Origin of the sequence: Parafrankia sp. EAN1pec, assembly GCF_000018005.1 — a bacterium.
In the GTDB taxonomy this organism is placed as follows: Bacteria; Actinomycetota; Actinomycetes; order Frankiales; family Frankiaceae; genus Parafrankia; species Parafrankia soli.
Genome location: NC_009921.1, coordinates 7,270,928 through 7,289,849 on the forward strand (window position 1 = coordinate 7,270,928; position 18,922 = coordinate 7,289,849).

16 protein-coding genes and 1 pseudogene are annotated in these 18,922 nt (G+C 73.7%); 4 read left to right on the forward strand and 13 right to left on the reverse strand.

The window, feature by feature from the left end; genetic code table 11:
• Positions 1-23 precede the first annotated feature (23 nt).
• Both FRANEAN1_RS29545 and FRANEAN1_RS29550 read right to left on the reverse strand, forming a co-directional pair.
• Positions 24-554, reverse strand: coding sequence for a 2'-5' RNA ligase family protein (locus tag FRANEAN1_RS29545; RefSeq protein ID WP_020463410.1), 531 nt, complete (start codon positions 552-554; stop codon positions 24-26).
• 247 nt (positions 555-801) lie between these two features.
• A complete protein-coding gene (locus tag FRANEAN1_RS29550) occupies positions 802-1,680 on the reverse strand; it encodes a serine hydrolase domain-containing protein (RefSeq protein ID WP_020463411.1) in 879 nt (292 codons plus the stop codon).
• A gap of 63 nt (positions 1,681-1,743) precedes the next feature.
• On the opposite strand from FRANEAN1_RS29550, the gene FRANEAN1_RS29555 reads away from it, so the two are divergent.
• A complete protein-coding gene (locus tag FRANEAN1_RS29555; RefSeq protein ID WP_020463412.1) occupies positions 1,744-2,973 on the forward strand; it encodes a geranylgeranyl reductase family protein in 1,230 nt (409 codons plus the stop codon).
• Positions 2,974-3,126: 153 nt separating this feature from the next.
• Here the strand turns inward: FRANEAN1_RS29555 and mdh are convergent, their stop codons facing one another.
• On the reverse strand, positions 3,127-4,059 hold the full coding sequence (mdh, locus tag FRANEAN1_RS29560; protein ID WP_020463413.1) for a malate dehydrogenase: 933 nt from the start codon (positions 4,057-4,059) through the stop codon (positions 3,127-3,129).
• A gap of 412 nt (positions 4,060-4,471) precedes the next feature.
• Positions 4,472-5,452, reverse strand: a complete 981-nt coding sequence (locus FRANEAN1_RS44180; RefSeq protein ID WP_020463414.1) for a DUF3017 domain-containing protein — start codon at positions 5,450-5,452, stop codon at positions 4,472-4,474.
• A gap of 337 nt (positions 5,453-5,789) precedes the next feature.
• On the opposite strand from FRANEAN1_RS44180, the gene FRANEAN1_RS29570 reads away from it, so the two are divergent.
• Both FRANEAN1_RS29570 and FRANEAN1_RS29575 read left to right on the forward strand, forming a co-directional pair.
• Positions 5,790-6,491 carry an FHA domain-containing protein gene (locus tag FRANEAN1_RS29570; RefSeq protein ID WP_020463415.1) on the forward strand — a complete coding sequence of 234 codons (702 nt, stop codon included), beginning with the start codon at positions 5,790-5,792 and terminating at the stop codon, positions 6,489-6,491.
• A gap of 282 nt (positions 6,492-6,773) precedes the next feature.
• Positions 6,774-7,094: a hypothetical protein gene (locus FRANEAN1_RS29575; RefSeq protein WP_018505057.1), complete on the forward strand. Its 321-nt coding sequence runs from the start codon at positions 6,774-6,776 to the stop codon at positions 7,092-7,094.
• A 176-nt stretch (positions 7,095-7,270) separates the two neighbouring features.
• Here the strand turns inward: FRANEAN1_RS29575 and purH are convergent, their stop codons facing one another.
• The 3 genes and pseudogenes from purH to FRANEAN1_RS29590 all read right to left on the reverse strand — a co-directional run bounded on the left by purH (position 7,271) and on the right by FRANEAN1_RS29590 (position 10,617).
• Positions 7,271-8,845 carry a bifunctional phosphoribosylaminoimidazolecarboxamide formyltransferase/IMP cyclohydrolase gene (gene purH / locus FRANEAN1_RS44185; RefSeq protein WP_347177267.1) on the reverse strand — a complete coding sequence of 525 codons (1,575 nt, stop codon included), beginning with the start codon at positions 8,843-8,845 and terminating at the stop codon, positions 7,271-7,273.
• A 363-nt stretch (positions 8,846-9,208) separates the two neighbouring features.
• Positions 9,209-9,790 (reverse strand): annotated as a pseudogene (gene purN / locus FRANEAN1_RS44190) (phosphoribosylglycinamide formyltransferase); the annotation flags it as partial.
• Positions 9,791-9,930: 140 nt separating this feature from the next.
• Positions 9,931-10,617, reverse strand: coding sequence for a helix-turn-helix transcriptional regulator (locus FRANEAN1_RS29590; RefSeq protein WP_020463417.1), 687 nt, complete (start codon positions 10,615-10,617; stop codon positions 9,931-9,933).
• Positions 10,618-10,788: 171 nt separating this feature from the next.
• Here FRANEAN1_RS29590 and FRANEAN1_RS29595 point away from each other — a divergent pair, with 171 nt between their 5' ends.
• On the forward strand, positions 10,789-11,352 hold the full coding sequence (locus FRANEAN1_RS29595; protein ID WP_198145390.1) for a hypothetical protein: 564 nt from the start codon (positions 10,789-10,791) through the stop codon (positions 11,350-11,352).
• On the opposite strand, the gene FRANEAN1_RS29600 is transcribed toward FRANEAN1_RS29595, so the two are convergent.
• The 6 genes from FRANEAN1_RS29600 to FRANEAN1_RS29625 all read right to left on the reverse strand — a co-directional run bounded on the left by FRANEAN1_RS29600 (position 11,253) and on the right by FRANEAN1_RS29625 (position 18,893).
• Entirely contained in the window at positions 11,253-12,671 is a 1,419-nt protein-coding gene (locus FRANEAN1_RS29600; RefSeq protein WP_020463418.1) for a DUF6350 family protein, read from the reverse strand. The genes FRANEAN1_RS29595 and FRANEAN1_RS29600 overlap by 100 nt on opposite strands.
• 165 nt (positions 12,672-12,836) lie before the next feature.
• Entirely contained in the window at positions 12,837-13,466 is a 630-nt protein-coding gene (locus tag FRANEAN1_RS29605) for a hypothetical protein (protein WP_020463419.1), read from the reverse strand.
• 43 nt (positions 13,467-13,509) lie between these two features.
• Positions 13,510-14,370, reverse strand: coding sequence for a hypothetical protein (locus FRANEAN1_RS29610; RefSeq protein WP_041254916.1), 861 nt, complete (start codon positions 14,368-14,370; stop codon positions 13,510-13,512).
• A 210-nt stretch (positions 14,371-14,580) separates the two neighbouring features.
• Positions 14,581-15,453: a succinate--CoA ligase subunit alpha gene (gene sucD, locus FRANEAN1_RS29615; protein ID WP_020463421.1), complete on the reverse strand. Its 873-nt coding sequence runs from the start codon at positions 15,451-15,453 to the stop codon at positions 14,581-14,583.
• A 22-nt stretch (positions 15,454-15,475) separates the two neighbouring features.
• Positions 15,476-16,642 carry an ADP-forming succinate--CoA ligase subunit beta gene (gene sucC, locus FRANEAN1_RS29620; RefSeq protein ID WP_020463422.1) on the reverse strand — a complete coding sequence of 389 codons (1,167 nt, stop codon included), beginning with the start codon at positions 16,640-16,642 and terminating at the stop codon, positions 15,476-15,478.
• Positions 16,643-17,108: 466 nt separating this feature from the next.
• On the reverse strand, positions 17,109-18,893 hold the full coding sequence (locus FRANEAN1_RS29625; protein ID WP_020463423.1) for a protein kinase: 1,785 nt from the start codon (positions 18,891-18,893) through the stop codon (positions 17,109-17,111).
• Positions 18,894-18,922 lie beyond the last annotated feature (29 nt).

The following is an 18,922-nucleotide window of genomic DNA, read 5'->3' on the forward strand; positions in this document are numbered from 1 at the left end:
CTTCACCGCTTCCCGTGGTCCTGTCACCTCGGTCTGCCACCCCCGCCCGCGAAGGGAAAATGACGCAACTGACGCCAGGCGCAGTCATCGCCGCGTTCGTAGAGCCCGAAACCTGTCACCTCGAACTGCGCCCGATATTCGGCCAGCAACTCAAAGGCACGGTCCAGCGACTCCTCGTCGACATCGTGCGCGACCGTGACATGCGGGTGGTACGAGAAGCGCACGGGACGGTCCAACGGACCAGACCGGACGGCCTTCTCCAGAAGTTCGCAGCAGGAGATTCCCATGGCGAGGGTCACGAACACCACCGCGGACAGCGGCCGGAAGGTGCCGGAACCACGCAGATGGATCACGAACGGCTCGGCGCCTCCGGCGACCTCCGTCAGGTGACGCTCGACGGCGGGGAGCTGGGAGGCGGGCACTTCGGTCGGGCCGAGCAGCGTGACATGCGGCACTATGAGGGCCGCATTCGGATCACCGAGCCGTTCCCGCCAGTCCTGGAGCTCGGTCCGGAAAGGTTCCGGAACACCGATCGCCACGCCTATGGACCGCACGGAGTCCTTCACGTCACGCGGATCCGGCCGGGCCACGGAAGGGCCGACCAGCGGTCGCGGGACGAGCTCTGCCGACCAACCATGGCGCCATCATGGCCCACGAGACCACGCCGTCTTCTCCGGACCAGGGTTGACATCAGTGCGCGACCGCGCGAGGACAGGACAGGCATCGCGGCGGCCGCACCCGGCGGGCACCCGAAGCGGTCACCCGGTCACAGGACGAATCCAGCCGGCGGGACTGTGGCGCTCAGGCCGTCCGGGCCACCTCCAGCTCAGCCAGGACGTCCGCGGAGAGAACCGGCCAGGCCGCGCCCGCCCAGTCGCCGAAATCCCGATCGGTCAGTACTACGCACGCGACGTTCACCGCTGGGTCGACCCAGACGAAGGTTCCCGAGCGCCCGAAATGACCGAAAGTCGCAGGGCTGTTGGTGGCACCCGTCCAATGCGGGCTCTTGGTTCCGCGTATCTCGAACCCGAGGCCCCAGTCGTTCGGGTGCTGCGCGCCGAAACCCGGAAGCACCCCCGCAAGGCCCGGAAAGGCGACCGAGGTCGCCGCGGCGAACGTGGCCGCGGAGACCAGGCTCGGCGCCAGCAGTTCCGCGGCGAACGCGCCGACATCCGCCAGCGTCGCCGTCACCGCATGCGCCGGCGAACCTTCGAGGACGGCCGTCCCCATTCCCAGCGGCCGGAAAACGGCCTCCTCCAGGTAAACATCGAAGGGGATGTCCGTGACCCGCTCGAGATGACGCCCGAGCTCCTCGAAACCGGTGTTCGAGTAGATGCGGCGGGTGCCCGGGCGGGCCATCACCCGATCGCCCGAGAACGCGAGACCGGAGGCGTGCGCGAGCAGATGCGCCACCGTCGACGACTCCGGGCCGGCCGGCTCGTCCAGCGCCAGGGCACCCTCCTCGATCGCGACGAGCACCGCGTAGGCGCTCATCAGCTTGGAGACCGACGCGAGCCGGAACCGGACCGCCGGATCGCCTGCCACACCGACCTGGGTGGCCACGGCACGGGGGCCACCGGCACCGGCCGCACCACCGGCACCGCCCGTGCCCGGCGACCGCAGCACGACGGCCGCGGCCGTCCGCACGGGCCACGTGTCCAGCTCCCTGAGCGCATCCATGTCCGGCACTCTACGAACCGCCGGCCGACCGGTGTCGGGACGCCGGCTGCCACACTGGCTGGCGTGCCCATCCACGCACCCAGCCCCGTCCACTCCGCCGTTCCCGGCACCGGGAACGGGCCGCCGGTAGACCTGCTCGTGGTGGGCGGCGGCCCGGCGGGCAGCTCGGCTGCGCTGCGGGCGCTGCAGCTGCGGCCCGACGCCCGGGTCGTGATCGTCGACGCCGCGGACTTCCCCCGCGACAAGACCTGCGGGGACGGCATCGCACCGCACGGCGTGGACGTCCTGCGCGCGCTGGGCATCACCGACGCGACCAGCGGGTACCGCCCGGTGGACCGGATGCGCCTGCGCACGCCTGGCGGTGCCGAGGTCGCCACGCCGTCCGAGCGGGCCACGCACGTGATCCCGCGGGAGGTCTTCGACGCCCGCCTCGTCGCCGCCGCGCGCGCCCGCGGCGCCGAGTTCCTCCGGCGGCGGGTGCGCTCGCTGGAGGTCACCGCCGGCGGCGGGGGCGAGCCGGTGGTCACCGTGGACGGCGGCGTGCTGCGCGCACGGGTCGTCGTCGGCGCGGACGGCGCGAACTCGACCGTGCGCCGGGCGCTGGGCATCGCGCCGAACCCGCCCGAGGGTCTGGCGATCGCCGTCCGCGCCTACGCGGACGCACCCAAGGACGACCGCCCGCCCGAGCAGCTCATCGAGATGACGGACGAGGGCTGGCCGGCCTACGCCTGGTCGTTCCCGATCGGGGACGGCCGGGCCAACATCGGGTACGGCATGCTCCGCTCGCGGCTGCGCGCGGCGGGCACGACACCGAAGGCCGTCCTGCACGGGACGCTGGCCCGGCTGCTGCCGGACACCCCCGCCTACGAAGGCACCCTGCGCGCGCACCACCTGCCGCTGTCCACGCACCGCCCACGGCTGCCGGACGGCCCCGTGCTCCTCGCCGGGGACGCCGCGTCGCTGATCAATCCGTTGACCGGCGAGGGCATCTACTACGCGCTGCTGTCGGGATCGCTGGCCGGCCAGGCGGCGATCACCGACCCGGGGCCGGCCGCCGGGCGGGCCTACCGACGCGCCCTGGACGGCGAGCTGGGCAGGCACCTGCGGCACACGTCGCTGCTCGCCGGGCTCGCCGGCCGCCACCGCCCGCTGATGGACGCCGCGGTCCGCTCCGCCAGCCGCCGCACCGAGCTGTACGACAGCCTCGTCGAGATCGGGCTGGGTAAGGGGACGATCCCGGCCGCGTCACTGGCCCGGCTCGGGCTGCGGCGTGTGTTCACCGCGGCGCGCTGAGCCCACCCGAACCCGCCCACGCTCACCCGCCGGCCCAGCGGGCCCACAGGCTCGGTGGTCCCGGAGGTTCCCGGGGTCCGAGCGCGTCCTGTGGGTGCGTGGGCCGGCGGAGCGAAAGCTATCGGCTGGTCAGCTGTCGGCTGGTCGCCGCCGCTACAGGCTGGCGACGTCCGCCTGCTTGGCGCGCACGGCCTCGGCGGCCGTCTTGAGCGCGGCGAGCTCGGTGCCGGTCAGGTCGATCTCGACAACCTTCTTCACGCCCCCGGCGCCGATCTGCGCGGGCACGCCGAGGTAGACGTCGGAGATGCCGAACTCGCCCTGCACCCAGGCACAGACCGGCATTACGGCGCCGGAGTCCTCGGCGACCGCCTTGACCATGCGGGCCGCCGCCGCGGACGGAGCGTAGTAGGCCGAACCGGTCTTGAGTAGCGCGACGACCTCCGCGCCTCCGTTGCGGGTCCGGTTGACCAGCTCCTCGATCTTGTCCGCCGGGAGGAGGTCGCTCAACGGCTTGCCGTCGACGGTGCACTGCGAGGGCACCGGGACCATCGTGTCACCGTGCGAGCCCAGCGTGAGGGTCTTCACCGACGCGACCGGCACGTTCAGTGTCTCCGCGACGAAGTCAGTGAAACGGGCGGTGTCGAGCATGCCCGCCTGGCCGAGCACCCGCGAGCGCGGGAAGCCCAGCACGTTCGCGGCGAGCGCGGTCATCTCGTCGAGCGGGTTGGAGACCACAACGACGACCGCGTCCGGCGACGTCTTCGCGATGCTCTCCGACACCTGACGGACGATCTTGGCATTGACCTCGATGAGGTCCATCCGGCTCATGCCCGGCTTGCGGGGCAGGCCGGCGGTGATGACGACCACGTCGGAACCGGCGGTGTCGGCGTAGTCGTTGGTCCCGACGACCTTGGTCTCGAAGCCCTCGATCGACCGGGACTGATTGAGGTCGAGCGCCTGGCCCTGCGGCTTGCCCTCGACGATGTCGATGATGACGACCGTGTCGAAAATGTTGTACTCAGCAAGTCGCTGCGCGGTCGTCGAACCGTAGAAACCGGCCCCGACGACAGTGACTTTTCCGGGCATTGGACTGATCAGCTCCCCAGTATCGCGATGATCGCGTCGACGATCTCGGCGGTGCCCACGGCGGGGTCTTCAGCGCCGGCGTTGTGGTCGCAGGTGACCGACGTGCCCTCCTGGCGATCTCATCGGCGACGGGCTCGCCACCCCGCAGGGGAGCATCGGTCAGCTCGGGCCCGGTGCCGCCGCCGAGGATCAGGGCTACGTGACGGTTCGCCATAGGCGCGCTTCGCCCCGCTCATCTGTGCACGGTTGTCCGATGACCAGCCGAGGCTATCGCGCGAGTCGGATCCAGGGCACGGGTCGGCGACGTGGGCCACGCCCGCTCGGGCCGGCCGTGCGCAGCCGCGCACGGCGTTCGCCGGCGGCGTCGTGCCAGACCGTGACCCCAACAGCCGCTTTCGGTGGACGGGTCGGGTCAGCCACCGCTGTACGGCACGGTGGAGGTGAGCACGATCACAGCCGTGCCCAGCACGACGAGGGTCACGGTGTCGAAGACCCGGCCCCGCACGGCGAGCATCCCCACCTGCCGGGTGGGAAGGCACAGCCGCAGTAGGGCGGCCACAAGAAGGACACCGCCCGCGGTGAGCAACCCCCGCCGCCAGTAGTCCTGTGAGACGAAGAGCAGGCCCAGCGCGACACCGCCGAGGATGCCGCCGAAGACGATCCGGCCGAGGCGGCCGCCGGTCGCCGATCCCGCCGACCGGCGGCGGGACGGCCGGCCCGCGCCACCACCGGCTCCCGGCTCAGGGACGGGCCGGCCTTCGGCACCCGCGGGATCAGCGGAACTGGCGAGCTGACGTTCAGTGAGCGGATCGCCAGCACGTGAGTGGTCGAGGCGATGGTCCGCGACGCCGGGGCCGTCGGTGTGGTGCGGCTGCGCCCATGGGCCCGCCGGCGGGCCCTCTCCCGGCGGCGGCCAGCCCTGCGAGGGCTCCCGCCGCTGCCGCCGGTCCGAGCCCCGGTCCGCGCCGCCGTCCGCCGGACGTCCCCAGCCCGGCCCTTCACGGCCCGGTCGCTCGCCGGCCTGGCGGCCGCGCCCTGGCCTGCCATGGTCCGGTCGCCCACGCTCCGGCCATCCGTGGTCCGGCCATCCGTGGTCCGGCCGCTCGTGGTCCGGGCGCTCGTGGTCCGGGCGGCCGCGCCGCGGGACCGCGGGCTCCGGGCGCCACGCCTGCGGTGGCCACGCGGGCGGGGGCCACTGCCCGGTGTCCCGCTCGGAGCCGGGGTTGGCCGCCTCCTCGGAGCGCCACCGCCCGGAGTCCGGTTCGGACGGTTCCCCGGCCTGGATCTCGGAAGGCCACTCGGAGTGCCGTCCCTCGGCCCGCCGGGCGCCGCCGGCGCGCGCGCCACGCTCCCGATCAGGCCGACCCCACGCACCCGGGACCGTCTCGGTCACCTGCTCTCCGCCTCCTCAGGCCCGCCCCCGCGCGCGTATCCCCCGCGCGCGGGCTACTGAGGCCACACAGTAGGCGCCGGCCGTCACCCGGCGGGCAGCCGCCCGCCGCCCGGGCCGGCCCGGACCGCCGGTACACGGGGTCGCGCGCGGCCCGCGGGCACCGCCGCGCTCATCCCGCACGGAGCCGGGACGGCCGGGGACATCGTGGCCGGTGAAGTGCCACATCGCCTGGTGGTGTTATCAGGCTCGCCACCGGGGATTGATCGAGGAGTTCTGGACAACCGGCCGGAGCTGCGCAGCCGCGTGCTCCGACATTGGAAGGGGGAGGTAACCGACAGTGGACGGGCCGAGTCTGCGGATCGAACGGACAGGTGAGGTCGTCGAGCTGACCGAGGATGTGACCACCGTGGGTCGCGGGCCGGGCGTGCACGTCTCGCTCCCGGACGCCAGCGTCTCCCGGCTGCATGCCGAGATCGTCCGCCGCGGGCCGTACGTGTATGTGGCCGATCTCGGGCTGTCGCGCAACGGCACCCGGGTGAACGGACGCCTCGTCGGCCGCAAGGTGCTCGCGGACGGCGACATCGTCCGGTTCGGGGCGGCGGGGGTGCGGGTCCTGGACGAGCGGCCCGCCCTGGTCGCGGAGGAGCCTGCCCGCCTCGCGGACCAGACGCTGTCGCCGAACGGAAACGGCGTCCGGGACGAGGAGCCACCGGGCCTCACCGGCCTGGAGGGCCTGGCCGGCACCACCGCCGGGATGCGCATCCCCGACCCGCCCGACCTGACGCGCCGCGAGTGGGACGTGCTGCGCGCCCTGTGCCGGCCGCTGACCGAGCCGGGGGTCTTCGTGATGCCCCGCTCGGCGCGGGAGATCGCCCGGGACCTTGTCGTCACCGAGGGGGCGGTCAAACAGCACCTGCTCCGCCTGTACCGCAAGTTCGGGATCGCGCCCGGACCGAACCGCCGCGGGCGCCTCGCCAACGAGGCCGTCCGGCTCGGTGTGGTGCGGCCGATGGACGATGCGATGGCTCCACCGGGCTGACCCGTTCGAGGCACCCCGCGATCGAGCCGGACACCTGGGACACAACGGGATCACTCCGCCTCGAAACCGACCCGGCCGGCCACGGAATCGGAGGATACCCCTCGCCACAAGGACTTCTCCTCCCGAACCCCGGACCGCCAACACTACGGACACATCCCGGAGGATCCACGTCGGAGGGCATCGACACACTCCACCATCAACGGGATAGACCCCCCGAGTGCACACGTCGTGCGCGACTGGGGGAGACTGCCGCCGCGGTCCCCAAATGGTAGGGAGTTCGACGTGGCAGACGATTCGCCGCACAGCAAGAAGCTTCAGGAACTGATGTTCCGGGCGTGGGAGACCTTCGGCGACGCGCGTCATCTCGACAGCGACGACCGGGTCTTCGTGCAGGCGCTCGCGCGCCAGACCGCCGACCGGATCTCCGTCCTCTACGGAGCGAGCTGGCGAGAGGCGCTCGACTGGGTCGCGCAGCGGTACGTGCCGACCGCTGACCTGCCGGGCGGTACGACCCCGGTGTCACCGAACGGCGCCGCCTCGAACGGCAGCCCGACCGTCAGCCGCCGCGGTACCGCCGCGGCGGAGGTCGGCTCCACCTCCTGACCGGGGTGGGCAGCGCAACCTGATCACCCCGCGGGGACCGATGTCGATCCCCGCGGGGTGACGGCGCCGGTGCGCCGGGCGTCAGCGCCGACGCTCCCGTGCGACGTGCTAGCGGACCACGCCCGGTGGGCGACGCTCCGCGGACGACGCGGTGGGCCACGCTCAGTGGGCGGCGCTCAGTGGGCGAAGTGCCGGACACCGGTGAAGTACAGCGCGACACCGGACTCCCGCGCGGCCGCGATCACGAGATCGTCGCGCACCGAGCCACCCGGCTCGACAACCGCCCGCACCCCCGCGTCGGCGAGGACCTGGAAGCCGTCGGGGAACGGGAAGAACGCGTCGCTGGCGGCCACCGAGCCCTTCGCCCGGTCGCCGGCGCGGGTCACGGCGAGGCGCGCCGCGTCCACCCGGTTGACCTGCCCCATGCCGACCCCGACGGTCGCGTTGTCCGCGGCGAGCAGGATCGCGTTCGACTTCACCGAGCGAACCGCGCGCCAGGCGAAGCCGAGGTCGGCGAGGGTGCTGTCGTCGACCGGGGCGCCGGCCTCGAGCGTCCAGCCCGACGGGTGGTCGCCGGGGGTGTCGAGGGCGTCCCGTGACTGCAGCAGCATCCCACCGCTGACCTGGCGCATCTCGACCCCGCGCGAGTGGGTCGGCGGCGCGCAGACGAGCAGGCGGATCGACGGCTTGCGGGCGAGGATCTCGACGGCCCCGGGCTCGTAGTCGGGCGCCACGACGACCTCGGTGAAGATCTCCGCGATCTGCTCGGCGAGCTCCACACTCACCGGGCGGTTCACCGCGATCACGCCGCCGAACGCCGACACCGGGTCGCAGGCGTGGGCCTTGCGGTGCGCCTCGGCGACGGTGGCACCGACGGCGATGCCGCACGGGTTGGCATGCTTGATCACCGCGACGGCCGGGTCCGCGAAGTCGAACACCGACCGCCAGGCCGCGTCGGTGTCGGTGTAGTTGTTGTAGGACATCGGCTTGCCGTGGAGCTGGCGCGCGGACGCGAGCCCGGGGCTGCCGTCCTCGCCCACGTACAGCGCGGCCCGCTGGTGCGGGTTCTCGCCGTACCGCAGGACGCTGGACCGGTGCCACTGGGCCGCGAGGATGTCCGGCCAGCCGGTCTCGCGGGCGGTGTCGTCGGGGGCCAGCGCGCTGGCGAACCAGGAGGCGACCGCCGCGTCGTAGGACGCGGTGTGCGCGAAGGCGCGGGCCGCCAGCCGGCGCCGGGCGGGGAGGTCATAGCCGGACCCGCGAACGGCCGCGGCCAGGTCGCCGTAGTCCTGCGGCGACACCACCACGGCGACCGAGGCGTGGTTCTTCGCCGCCGCCCGCAGCATGGCCGGCCCGCCGATGTCGATCTGCTCGATCGCCTCGTCCTCGGTCGCGCCCGAGGCGACGGTCTCGCGGAACGGGTAGAGGTTTACAACGAGCAGGTCGAACGGCTCGATGTCGAGCTCCGCCAGGACGGCGGCGTGCTCGGCGTTGCGCAGGTCCGCCAACAGACCGGCGTGCACTCGCGGGTGCAGCGTCTTGACCCGGCCGCCGAGCACCTCCGGGAAGCCGGTGACCGTGCTGACCGGGGTGACCGCCACACCGTGGCGGGCCAGGACCTCGGCCGTCGAACCGGTGGAGACCACCTCGACCCCCGCCTCGACGAACGCGGCGGCGAGCTCCTCCAGACCGGCCTTGTCGTAGACGCTCACCAGGGCCCGGCGCAACCTCCGGTGGCCCGTCGCCACCAGCTCCGCCGAGCCCTCGGCCGGCCGGCCGCCGGCCGGGGCGGCGCCTGCCGCGCCCGCCGCACCTGCCACACCCGCGACCCCGCTCGTGTCACCAGGCCCCGCGCCCGTGCTCGACTCCCCCGCCATGACCCCTCCTGAACCTTCCACGATGCCTCCGTCGGCATGATGTTTCTCTGCGTGGACCCCACCGGAATGGCTCCCGCCGGCAGGGCCGGCGAGTGCCGGCCCACCGCCCGCGCGGGCGGGTTCCACCTGATCACGGCCGGCGCTCGGGCCGGCAGCGAGCACCGGGCCGATCGCCGCCTCCCCCGCTCCTGTACTACCCGCGCGTGCGCCCGCCAGCGGGAGCTCCCGCCGGACGACACGACCGATGACGGCTACGAACAGCCGCCGTTCCACCTCCTGGATGCGTGCCCGCAGCGCGTCCTCGTCATCCGTGGGCTCGACCGGGACGGCCGCCTGGTCGATCACCGGACCGGTGTCGACGCCCTCGTCGACCCAGTGCACGGTCACCCCGCTGACCCGGACGCCGGCGGCGAGCGCGTCGCGCACGGCGTGGGCGCCCGGGAAGGCCGGGAGCAGTGAGGGATGGGTGTTCACCGTGGGGAACCGGCCGATCACCTGGCTGCCGAGAATCTTCATGTACCCGGCGAGGACGAGCAGGTCCGGCGTGTGCTCGGCGATCCGCGTGGCGGTCGCGTCGTTGAAGGCGGCGCGATCGGCGCACTCCTCGAGCCGCACCGTGAACACCGGTACCCCGACCGCCTCCGCGCGCCGCTGCGCACCCGTGTCCGGCCGGTCGGTGCCGACCGCGACGACCCGCGCGCCGAAGGCCGGGTCCGCGCAGGCTTCGAGGACAGCCTGCAGGGTGGTGCCGGCCCCCGAGGCGAGGACGACTAGGCGAGCGGGCACAGGACCCTCCGTGGGTGGTCGGCCGGCCGGCACCGGACCGGTCGAGAACTCGGCCGCGCGCGGACACGACCCACGGCGGCAACTGTCCGAATGTACTGACCGGGTGGCTCACGACACGCCGGACAAGCACGGCGCGCACCACGCTCGCCCGCGGCCCCGGCCCGGACCGGGTGTCATGCCGCGCGGCTCGGGACGAGGGGCGCCCCTGGGGCGTCCTGATGCATCATCACCATGACCGGCGCGCGCACCCAGTCGGTGTTCCCGTCGTCGCCCCCGTGGCACCCGCCGCAGTGGGGATCGGCACACTCGCCGGCGCACGGGGACCCGAGGGACGGGGATGCGGCGCACGGCGATGCGGGGCGCGGGGCACCGGCCGGCTCGGTAGAGCCGCCGGTCGGCGCGGCCAGCGGCTCCCGCTCCTCGCCCGCGGGAGCGAAGGAGCCCTGATCCTGGTGGCGATACCGGCTCAGACCACGGCGGGGGCCACGCTCGGACGGCACCCGCCCGGGGAGCTCGTCCAGGTCGTCGTGATCCGTTCCGTCGAGCAGGTCGCCGGGGCGGCAATGGTAGAGCGCCGCGAGCCTGGCCAGTGTGCGCGCCGAGGGGGCTCGGCCGCCGCGGGCCGGCCAGATCTCCCAGTACGAGATCGTCTTGCCCGTCTTGGTCGCGCCCGGCCCGGGCCAGCGCTCGTTCCAGCGCCGAGCGACCTCCTCCTGCGTCCAGCCATGGGCCAGGCGGTACGCGACGCGCGCGTTGAGGCGATGGCGGAGGCGCAGCTCCAGGGCGATGCGCTGGTATGTCCAGCCCAGGGCGCGCAGCCGGGTCGCCTCGACCCGCAGCGCCTTCGACGTGCTCGGCATGCACCCTCCCACGGTTGATCAATCGGGGAGACCGTAACGGACGGGGCCGACATTCCTGTCCGGCACGGGTCACGCCCGCCCGACTCCTACGATGTCGTCCGAGAACATCCACGGCCGGCCGCGGAACCGAGTCCGGAGGCGGCCGGCAGGCGGCCGGGAGGCGCAGGAACCGTGTCCGACCACTCCCACCAGGACTCCGACCAGGGCTCCCGCCAGGACCGTGCCCGGGGCTCCGCCGGCTTCACCGAGCCAGCCGCACACCCTCCGTCGGGTCACAGCGAGGCAACAGGGCCGGCACCGGCCGGCCCGTTCGCGGACCGCCTGGCCGCTCGGTACGGCCGCGGTGCCGGCCGGCCCGGCCGGGAGCCGGTGCCCGGGCGCCGCACCGGGCGGATCTCGCTGACCCTCGGGGTGGTCGCGCTGGTCACCAGCATCGCGGTCGTCGGCGGCGCCGTCGGGATCGCCGCCATCGTGACGGGAATGCGGGCCCGCGCCCACGCCCGCCGAGGCGGGACCGGCGGCGGCATGGGCACGGCCGGGCTGGCGCTCGGCGCCCTCTCACTGCTGGTCGCGGTCACCGTCGCCGGCGGGACGTGGGCCTTCTACGAACGGCACGGCGACGACCTGCACCGCTATCAGGAATGCCGGCGCGAGGCCCGGTCGCCCCAGGCGCTCGACGAGTGCAGCCGCCGCTTCAGCGAAGCGCTGCGCACCGAGCCGACCTCGAACGGCTGACCGGCACGCCGCGCCACCATCTCGGCCAGGCAGCACACCACGACGCCCACCACGGCCAGCTCTCCCGCGGCCGCCAGCCCCACCGACCATCCCGTCGGCCCGAAACGGCCGGACGCGTCGCCCAGCCGGCCGGCCGACAGGTGCGCGGCGAGCATCATCAGCACCCCGCCGAGCCCCGCCGCGGCAAGCACCGCCGCCAGCCGGCGCCTGTGGCTGACCTGCCCGGCGCAGCGGCGCACCGACACCGCGAGCATGATCCCGGCGACGACGGGCACCAGCGCCAGCACGAGCCAGCCGGGCCGGGGCAGCGGGCCGGGCGGCAGCGCGGCGAAGACCGGCAGGTCAGGCAGCATCGCCGGGTGCACCGCGTCCGGCCGGACGAAGCCGCCGCCGGCGCCGAAACCCGGGCCGAGTGTGTACGCCAGCGCCCAGATGACCAGGTTGGGAAGCACCGCGAGCTGGACGGCGGCCAGCCCGACGCCGCCGACCACGCCGGTGCCCAGGCCGCGGTCGGCCGCGGCGATCTCGGGCAGGGTCGCGGCCAGGACCAGCGCGACCCCGAAGGCGGACGCGCCCAGCAGCGCGGTGAACGAGGTGAACGCGGCCGCGACGGGCACCCTGACCATGCCGGGCAGGGCACGCCAGACCGACCGCAGCGCGCCGTAGCCGGAGAGGGCTCCGACCGACGCGCCGGTCACGCTGAACGACAGCGCGCCAACGACGACGGTGAGCAGATCCGGGCGCGCGGCCGGCGCCGACACGACGAGCGCGACCAGCAGGACGAAGACCGTCTGGGTGACGGCGACGAGTGCGACATCGCGGCCCAGCGCTCGCCAGGGCGGCGGTGTCCCGGCCCGCGCTGACCGGCCCGGGCGCAGGCTCGACGGACGCAGGCCGGGCGGGCGCAGGCCCCGCACGGGCGGCAGCCGTTCGAGATTGCCGGCCGCCAGGCGGTGCGCGGCGGTCGTCGCCGCGAGAAGGGGAAGCAGCGCCAGCCCCACCGGGAGGAAGTCGACGGTCCCGCCGGGCAGGTGGATGGTGGCGCCGTGCGCGAGCAGCCACAGATCCGCGCCGACCCGTGCCGCGGTGTCCGGGCCGGCGGACGAGCTGGTGTCCGTTCCCCACACGACGAGCACGACGAGCTCGATGACGACCAGCCCCACGGCGCTGGTCGTGACGGCGCTGACGACCGGGCGGCCGAGTCGCCGCCAGGCCCGCGGCGGCCCGCCGGCGGCCTGCTCGGCGGCGGCGGTGCCGGCTGCGTCCGCGGCGGGCTCACGCCCGCGGACAGCCCCGGTGAACGCGCCGGAGTTTCGCACGGGAGCACCCACGCCCGGCAGGCTCGCACGGACGGAGGACCACTTCCGGGACAACACGCCGAGATATACGAGAACGACCCAGGTCGGTAACAGGACACGCCGGTCGCACCGCTCCGGCCGGCCGCGTCGGTACGATCCCGGACCGCCGCCGCCCCCACCTGAGCGCTACCCCTCGGCCCGCGCGCGGCGCAGCGCCCACGCACAGGCGACGAGTTCGACCGTTGTGCCCGCGAGCCCGGCGAACAGCCCGTCCCGGGCCACACCGGGCATCGCCGGATGGCCGCCGGCCGGCAGGACGGGATCGGCCATGGCCGGCGCCGTCATCCACCCGATCAGGATCGCCATCACGGCCGCGCCGGCGACGGCAACGGCGACGGCGGCGGTCAGCCGGGCGGGCGGCGTGTCGGCGACCCGCAGCGCCACCCGGGCCGCGAGGCCGCCGAATCCGCCGGCGCCATCGGAACCGCGCGGCGCGCGCGCGAGTCGCGCCGTGGCCCATCCGCGTACGTCGTGGTGACGGCGGTGGGCCCAGCCGAGCATCCGATCCTCGACACGAGACAACACCGGGACACGTCGGATGATCAGGGGAAGGAGAACGCCGGCGGTCAGCAACAGGCCGAGGACCAGCGCGAGGCGCCCGGCCGGACCGGCGTCCCAGCCGGCGGACGACGTCTCGTAGGCAGCGTCCGCCGGGGCGAACCAGGGGCGGAACCCGGAGATGAGGACCAGCGCGCCACCAGCCGCAAGCCCGTACGTGACCGGGCGGCCGGCGAACCGGCCAGCGGGTGGCGCCACTGGCTCTCTCCCTCCCTCACCGGACGTCGTCCGGTGAGGGGATCTAGCGATCCGACGGCGGCTGGCCGTAACCGCCCTGCGGCGGCTGGCCGTACCCGCCCGTGGGCGGCTGCTGCCCGTAACCACCGGCCGGCGGCGGCTGCCCGTAACCGGCCGGCGGCTGCTGGCCGTACCCGGGCCGCTGACCATAGTCGCCCTGCTGCTGGCCGTAACCGCCCTGCGGCGGCTGGCCGTACCCGCCCGTGGGCGGCTGCTGCCCGTAACCACCGGCCGGCGGCGGCTGCCCGTAACCGGCCGGCGGCTGCTGGCCGTACCCGGCCGGCGGCTGCTGCCCGTAACCGGCCGGCGGCTGCTGGCCGTAGGGCTGGCCGTACCCGGCGGGCGGCTGGCCGTACGGGGGCTGGCCCTGACCCGGCCAGCCCCCGGGCTGCGGCGGCTGGCCCGTGACACCAGAACCGGAACGGATGTTCAGTACCCCGAACACCGTCTGCGCGATGGCCGCGATCAGCCCGATGAACAGGCCGTACGAAGCGCCGCCCTCAAAGCCTTCAGGAATCTTGGGGTAGGCGATCCAACGGATCAGAATCAGCAGCACGGCGAGCCCGGATGCACCGGTCAGGACCAGCGGGAGCGGGACCGGGAGCGTCGGGAGGCGGAGATTGGCGACGAACGTGAGGGCAGCGGTCAGCCCCGCGACCGCGAGGAGGAGGAGGATGGCGAGCCATCCCCAGAACCAGCCACCGACGTCGGTGTTCCACGCGCTCGCGCTGTCGGAATAGGACGAGCCGAAGAAGTCGCCCTTGAGCGAGAACCACGCCAGGAAGCTGAAGATGAACGCTACGGCGCCGGCGGCCATGATCCCGACGTCGTTGGTCGCGACGTTACGACCACCAATCTGTACCACGACAACAATCCCCACTTCGTCAGGTCGGTCGGTCGGGTGGGCCGACCATCGTCCCACAGCCCACCCTGACCACATCAGGAGTCTTACAGCAACGCCGCAAGACGGAAAGCGTTCGCGTCCGCGTCCCCGCCCCAACGACCCAAAGAACCCCTGGACCGCCCGACGCGGGGGCCTTCCCCCAGGTCAGAGGAAGACCCCCCGCGAACAGAGCTACAACGAACGCATGATGTCAGCCATCAGTCGCGCCGTTTCGGTTGGGGTCTTGCCGACACGCACACCGGCCTTCTCGAGGGCCTCCTTCTTCGCCTGCGCGGTACCCGAGGAGCCCGAGACGATCGCGCCGGCGTGGCCCATGGTCTTGCCTTCCGGGGCGGTGAACCCGGCGACGTAACCCACGACGGGCTTCGTCACGTGCGCGTCGATGTGGGCCGCGGCACGCTCCTCCGCGTCACCGCCGATCTCACCGATCATGACGATCGCGTCGGTGCCCGGGTCGGCCTGGAACGCGTCGAGGGCGTCGATGTGCGTGGTCCCGATGACCGGGTCACCGCCGATGCCGACGCAGGTGGAGAAACCGAACTCACGCAGCTCGTACATCATCTGGTAGGTCAGCGTGCCGCTCTTGCTGACCAGGCCGATCCGCCCGCCCGGCGTGATGTCGGCGGGGATGATGCCGGCGTTGGAGACGCCCGGGCTGGCGATTCCGGGGCAGTTCGGCCCGATGATCCGGGTCGTGCCCTTGGACTGCGAGTAGGCGAAGAACTCGGTTGTGTCGTGCACCGGCACGCCCTCGGTGATGACGACGGCGAGCGGGATCGCGGCGTCGACCGCCTCGATCGCTGCATCCTTGGTGAACCTCGGCGGAACGAAGATCACCGAGACGTTGGCGCCGGTCTCGGCCATGGCGTCGGCCACCGAGCCGAAGACCGGGACCCCCTCGACCTGCTGGCCGACCTTGCGCGCGTTCACGCCGGCGACGACCTTGGTGCCCGCCGCCAGCATCCGCCGGGTGTGCTTGCTGCCCTCGCCACCGGTGATGCCCTGCACCACCACGCGGCTGTTCTCGTCAAGCCAGATAGCCATCGGTTGTGTCCTCCGACCCAGGTCAGGCCGCGGCCGCGGCGAGCTCGGCGGCGAGCTTCGCTGCGCCGTCCATCGTGTCCACCGGCTTGACCACCGGGAGGTTGGCCTCCTTCAGGATCCGGCGGCCCTCCTCGGCGTTGTTGCCGTCGAGACGCACCACCAGCGGGGTGCTGACGTCCCCGACGATGGCGAGCGCCTGGACGATGCCGTTCGCGACGGCGTCACAGGCCGTGATCCCGCCGAAGATGTTGACGAAGACGCTCTTCACGGACGGGTCGCTCAGGATGATCGACAGGCCGTTCGCCATCACCTCGGCCGAGGCGCCACCGCCGATGTCGAGGAAGTTCGCCGGCCGCTGGCCACCGAACTCCTCACCGGCGTAGGTCACGACGTCCAGCGTCGACATGACGAGGCCGGCACCGTTGCCGATGATCCCGACCTGGCCCTCGAGCTTGACGTAGTTGAGGCCCTTCTCCTTGGCCTTCTGCTCCAGCGGGTCGACCGCGGCGACGTCGACGAGCTCGGCGTTCTCCGGGTGCCGGAAATCCGCGTTCTCGTCCAGGGTCACCTTGCCGTCGAGCGCGATGACCTTGCCGTCGCCGGTCAGGATGAGCGGGTTCACCTCGACCAGCGTGGCGTCGGCCTTGACGAACACCTCCCACAGCTTCACCAGCAGCACGGACGCACCCTCGATGGCGGCCTCGGGCAGCTTGGCAGCGACGGCGATCTCGCGGGCCTTGGCTGCGTCCACGCCGGTCAGCGGGTCGATGTGGATGCGCGCGAGCGCCTCCGGGTTGGTGGCCGCGACCTCCTCGATCTCCATGCCGCCCTCACGGGAGGCCATCGCGAGGAACGTGCGGTTCGCCCGGTCGAGCAGGAAGGAGGCGTAGTACTCCTCCGCGATGTTGCTGGCCTGCTCGACGAGGACGGAGTGGACCGTGTGGCCCTTGATGTCCATCCCCAGGATCGCCGACGCCTTCTCGAACGCGTCGTCGGGCCCGTCGGCGACCTTCACGCCGCCGGCCTTGCCTCGGCCTCCGGCCTTGACCTGAGCCTTGACGACCACCTTGCCGCCGAGCTCGGTCGCGATCTCACGTGCCTGTTGGGGGGTTGTGGCAATCTTCCCGGTGGGTACCGGTACGCCATGTTCGGCGAAAAGCTTCTTCGCCTGGTATTCGAAGAGATCCACGGTCCGTCCAGTCGGATGCGGTCGGTCAGGGGATGCACAGAACGCCTGCGAGCCTACTGACGAGGCCGTTGGGACGCTCGGCGCCGGCCGGTGACCCAGAGTTGATCCCCGTCACCTCCTCCACGGGCACCGCCCGGCCCCGCACCCCCGCCGCGCACCCGTCCGCCGGGCCGGCCGGCGCGCTTTCGTGCCAGCGGCACTTCGCGCGGAACCCTCGTCAGGAGTGCGGGTTTCGCTTCATTTCGTGTCCGGGACGGCCCGCGAGACCGGCAACCGCAGGGACACCGCGAGGCAACACTCCCCGTGGCGGACCGTTACCAGGCCCGCGCGCGGGCGCACCGGCCTCGGTTTCCCACCGCGACGGCGCACTCGGATATGTCCGATCTCACACAACCACGGGGAACACTGATCAGCTCACGGAGGAGGTACGCGCCGCGAGAGCCCTTCTGCTCCGCAGAGAAGTTCCTCAGAGAATGAGCCGCACCAGGGCCGCGATCACCGCGGTCGTGGCGATGCCGAGCCACCCCAGGCCGATGCCCACCGTCGCGGCGAGCGAGCCCCGCTGGCCCCGGCGCCGGATCTGCAGCCGCCCGACATGGCCCAGCGCCACCGCCGCGACGCTGCCGAGACCAAAGATCCACAGGATGCCCAGGGCCAGCGACAGCAGCGCGCAGGTGTTCCACCGCTCGAAGGGCCCAGGGCCCTGACCGGCGCGGCGGGCGGGCGACGCGCGGCCGCCGGGGGCCGGCGGCCGGGCCGCCTCGGCTCCCGGCTGTCCCGCCGGCCCGTGGTGCCCGGCCGGCCCGACGGGCGGCGGGTACCCGGCGGGCGCCTCCGGCACGGCCGCGGGCGCGACGGGCCCGCCCGGCCGCGCCTGGGCGTACCCGCTCGGTACCGGGAACGGCGCCGGCCCCGCGGAGGTACGTCCGGGCTGGTAGGGCGGCTGCGCCGGATCAGCGCCGGCCGCCGGCCGCCCGGACGCCGCCGCTCCCCGCGCCGGCCACGATCGCGGGTCGGGCGGAGCGGCCGGCGGCATCGGGTCAGCCGGGCGGTACGTGGATTCGCCGCCGGGGCCGCCCGGGCCACGCCGCGCGAGACCGGGACCGGAGGTCGCGCGGAACGCCGAGGCCGGCGGCGGTGGACCCAGCGGGCCCGACGCAGTGGGTGGCGACGGCAACGACGGCCCCGGTGCCGACGACGACCCGGGCGTCGACGACGGGGTGGGCGCCGCGGGCGGTCCCGGCGCCGGAGAGACCCCCGGCAGCCAGGCGGGCCCCGGCGAGTTGGCCCATCCGGACGGGCTGTAACGCGACGGCCCACTCGAAGCCGGCCGGGCGGGAGGGCGCGCGGCCACGGCCGGCGGCGTGCCGAACGCCGGCGACGGCCCCGTCCAGGTCTGCTCGAGGACGGACCCCGCGGCCGCGTCGGCGTCGGTGACGCCGTGTACCTCATGCCCGACGAGCGCGGCCAGCAGGCCGGACGCCCCCGGTCGCTCGCGCGGTGCCTTGGCCAGCGCCTGGCCGACCAGGCCGCGCAGGTAGGGCGGAACCGCGTCGAGGTCGGGCTCGTCGCGCTGGACGCGCTGCGCCAGCAGGTCGGGGGCCTCGGCGTGGAACGGGTGGCGACCGGTCGTGGCGTAGGTGACGCAGCTCGCCCAGGCGAAGACGTCCGCCGCGGTGCCGGCCGGTTCGCCACGCATCTGCTCCGGCGCCATCCACGCCAGGGTGCCGATGACATGACCGGTCCTGGTCAGGGTGGCGCTGTCGGTGAGCTGCGCGATGCCGAAGTCGATGACCTTGGGGCCGTCCCAGGCGAGCAGGATGTTCGACGGCTTCAGGTCGCGATGGACGACGCCCGCCGCGTGGATCGCGACCAGCGCGTCGGCGAGGCCGACAGCCAGCCCGCGCACGAGGTGCGCCTCCAGCCGCCCCCGGCGGCGGACGGCGTCGGCCAGGCTGACGCCCTCGACGTACTCGGTCACCATCCACGGCTGGGCGGCGCTCGTGTCCGCGTCCAGCACGCTGGCCACGGCACCGCCCCGGACCCGCAGCGCGGCCCGGACCTCGCGCTCGAAGCGGGACCGGAACTCGTCGTCCTCGGACAGCTCGGCGGCGGCCACCTTCACCGCGACCGGTTCGGAGCCAGGGGTGAAGCCGAGGTAGACGGTGCCCATCCCGCCGGCACCGATCCGGTTGTGGAGCCGGTACCGGCCGACCTGCCTCGGGTCGTCGTCCGTCAGCGGTGTGAGCATGACTCCCCTCGGCCGGCCGGGCGCCGTGT

Excerpts from the sequence above, each read along its gene's own strand:
- FRANEAN1_RS29550 (WP_020463411.1), bottom strand. The coding sequence starts at position 1,680 with ATGGATGCGCTCAGGGAGCTGGACACGTGGCCCGTGCGGACGGCCGCG.
- mdh (WP_020463413.1), bottom strand. The coding sequence starts at position 4,059 with ATGCCCGGAAAAGTCACTGTCGTCGGGGCCGGTTTCTACGGTTCGACG.
- FRANEAN1_RS29590 (WP_020463417.1), bottom strand. The coding sequence starts at position 10,617 with ATGCCGAGCACGTCGAAGGCGCTGCGGGTCGAGGCGACCCGGCTGCGC.
- sucD (WP_020463421.1), bottom strand. The coding sequence starts at position 15,453 with ATGGCTATCTGGCTTGACGAGAACAGCCGCGTGGTGGTGCAGGGCATC.
- FRANEAN1_RS29625 (WP_020463423.1), bottom strand. The coding sequence starts at position 18,893 with ATGCTCACACCGCTGACGGACGACGACCCGAGGCAGGTCGGCCGGTAC.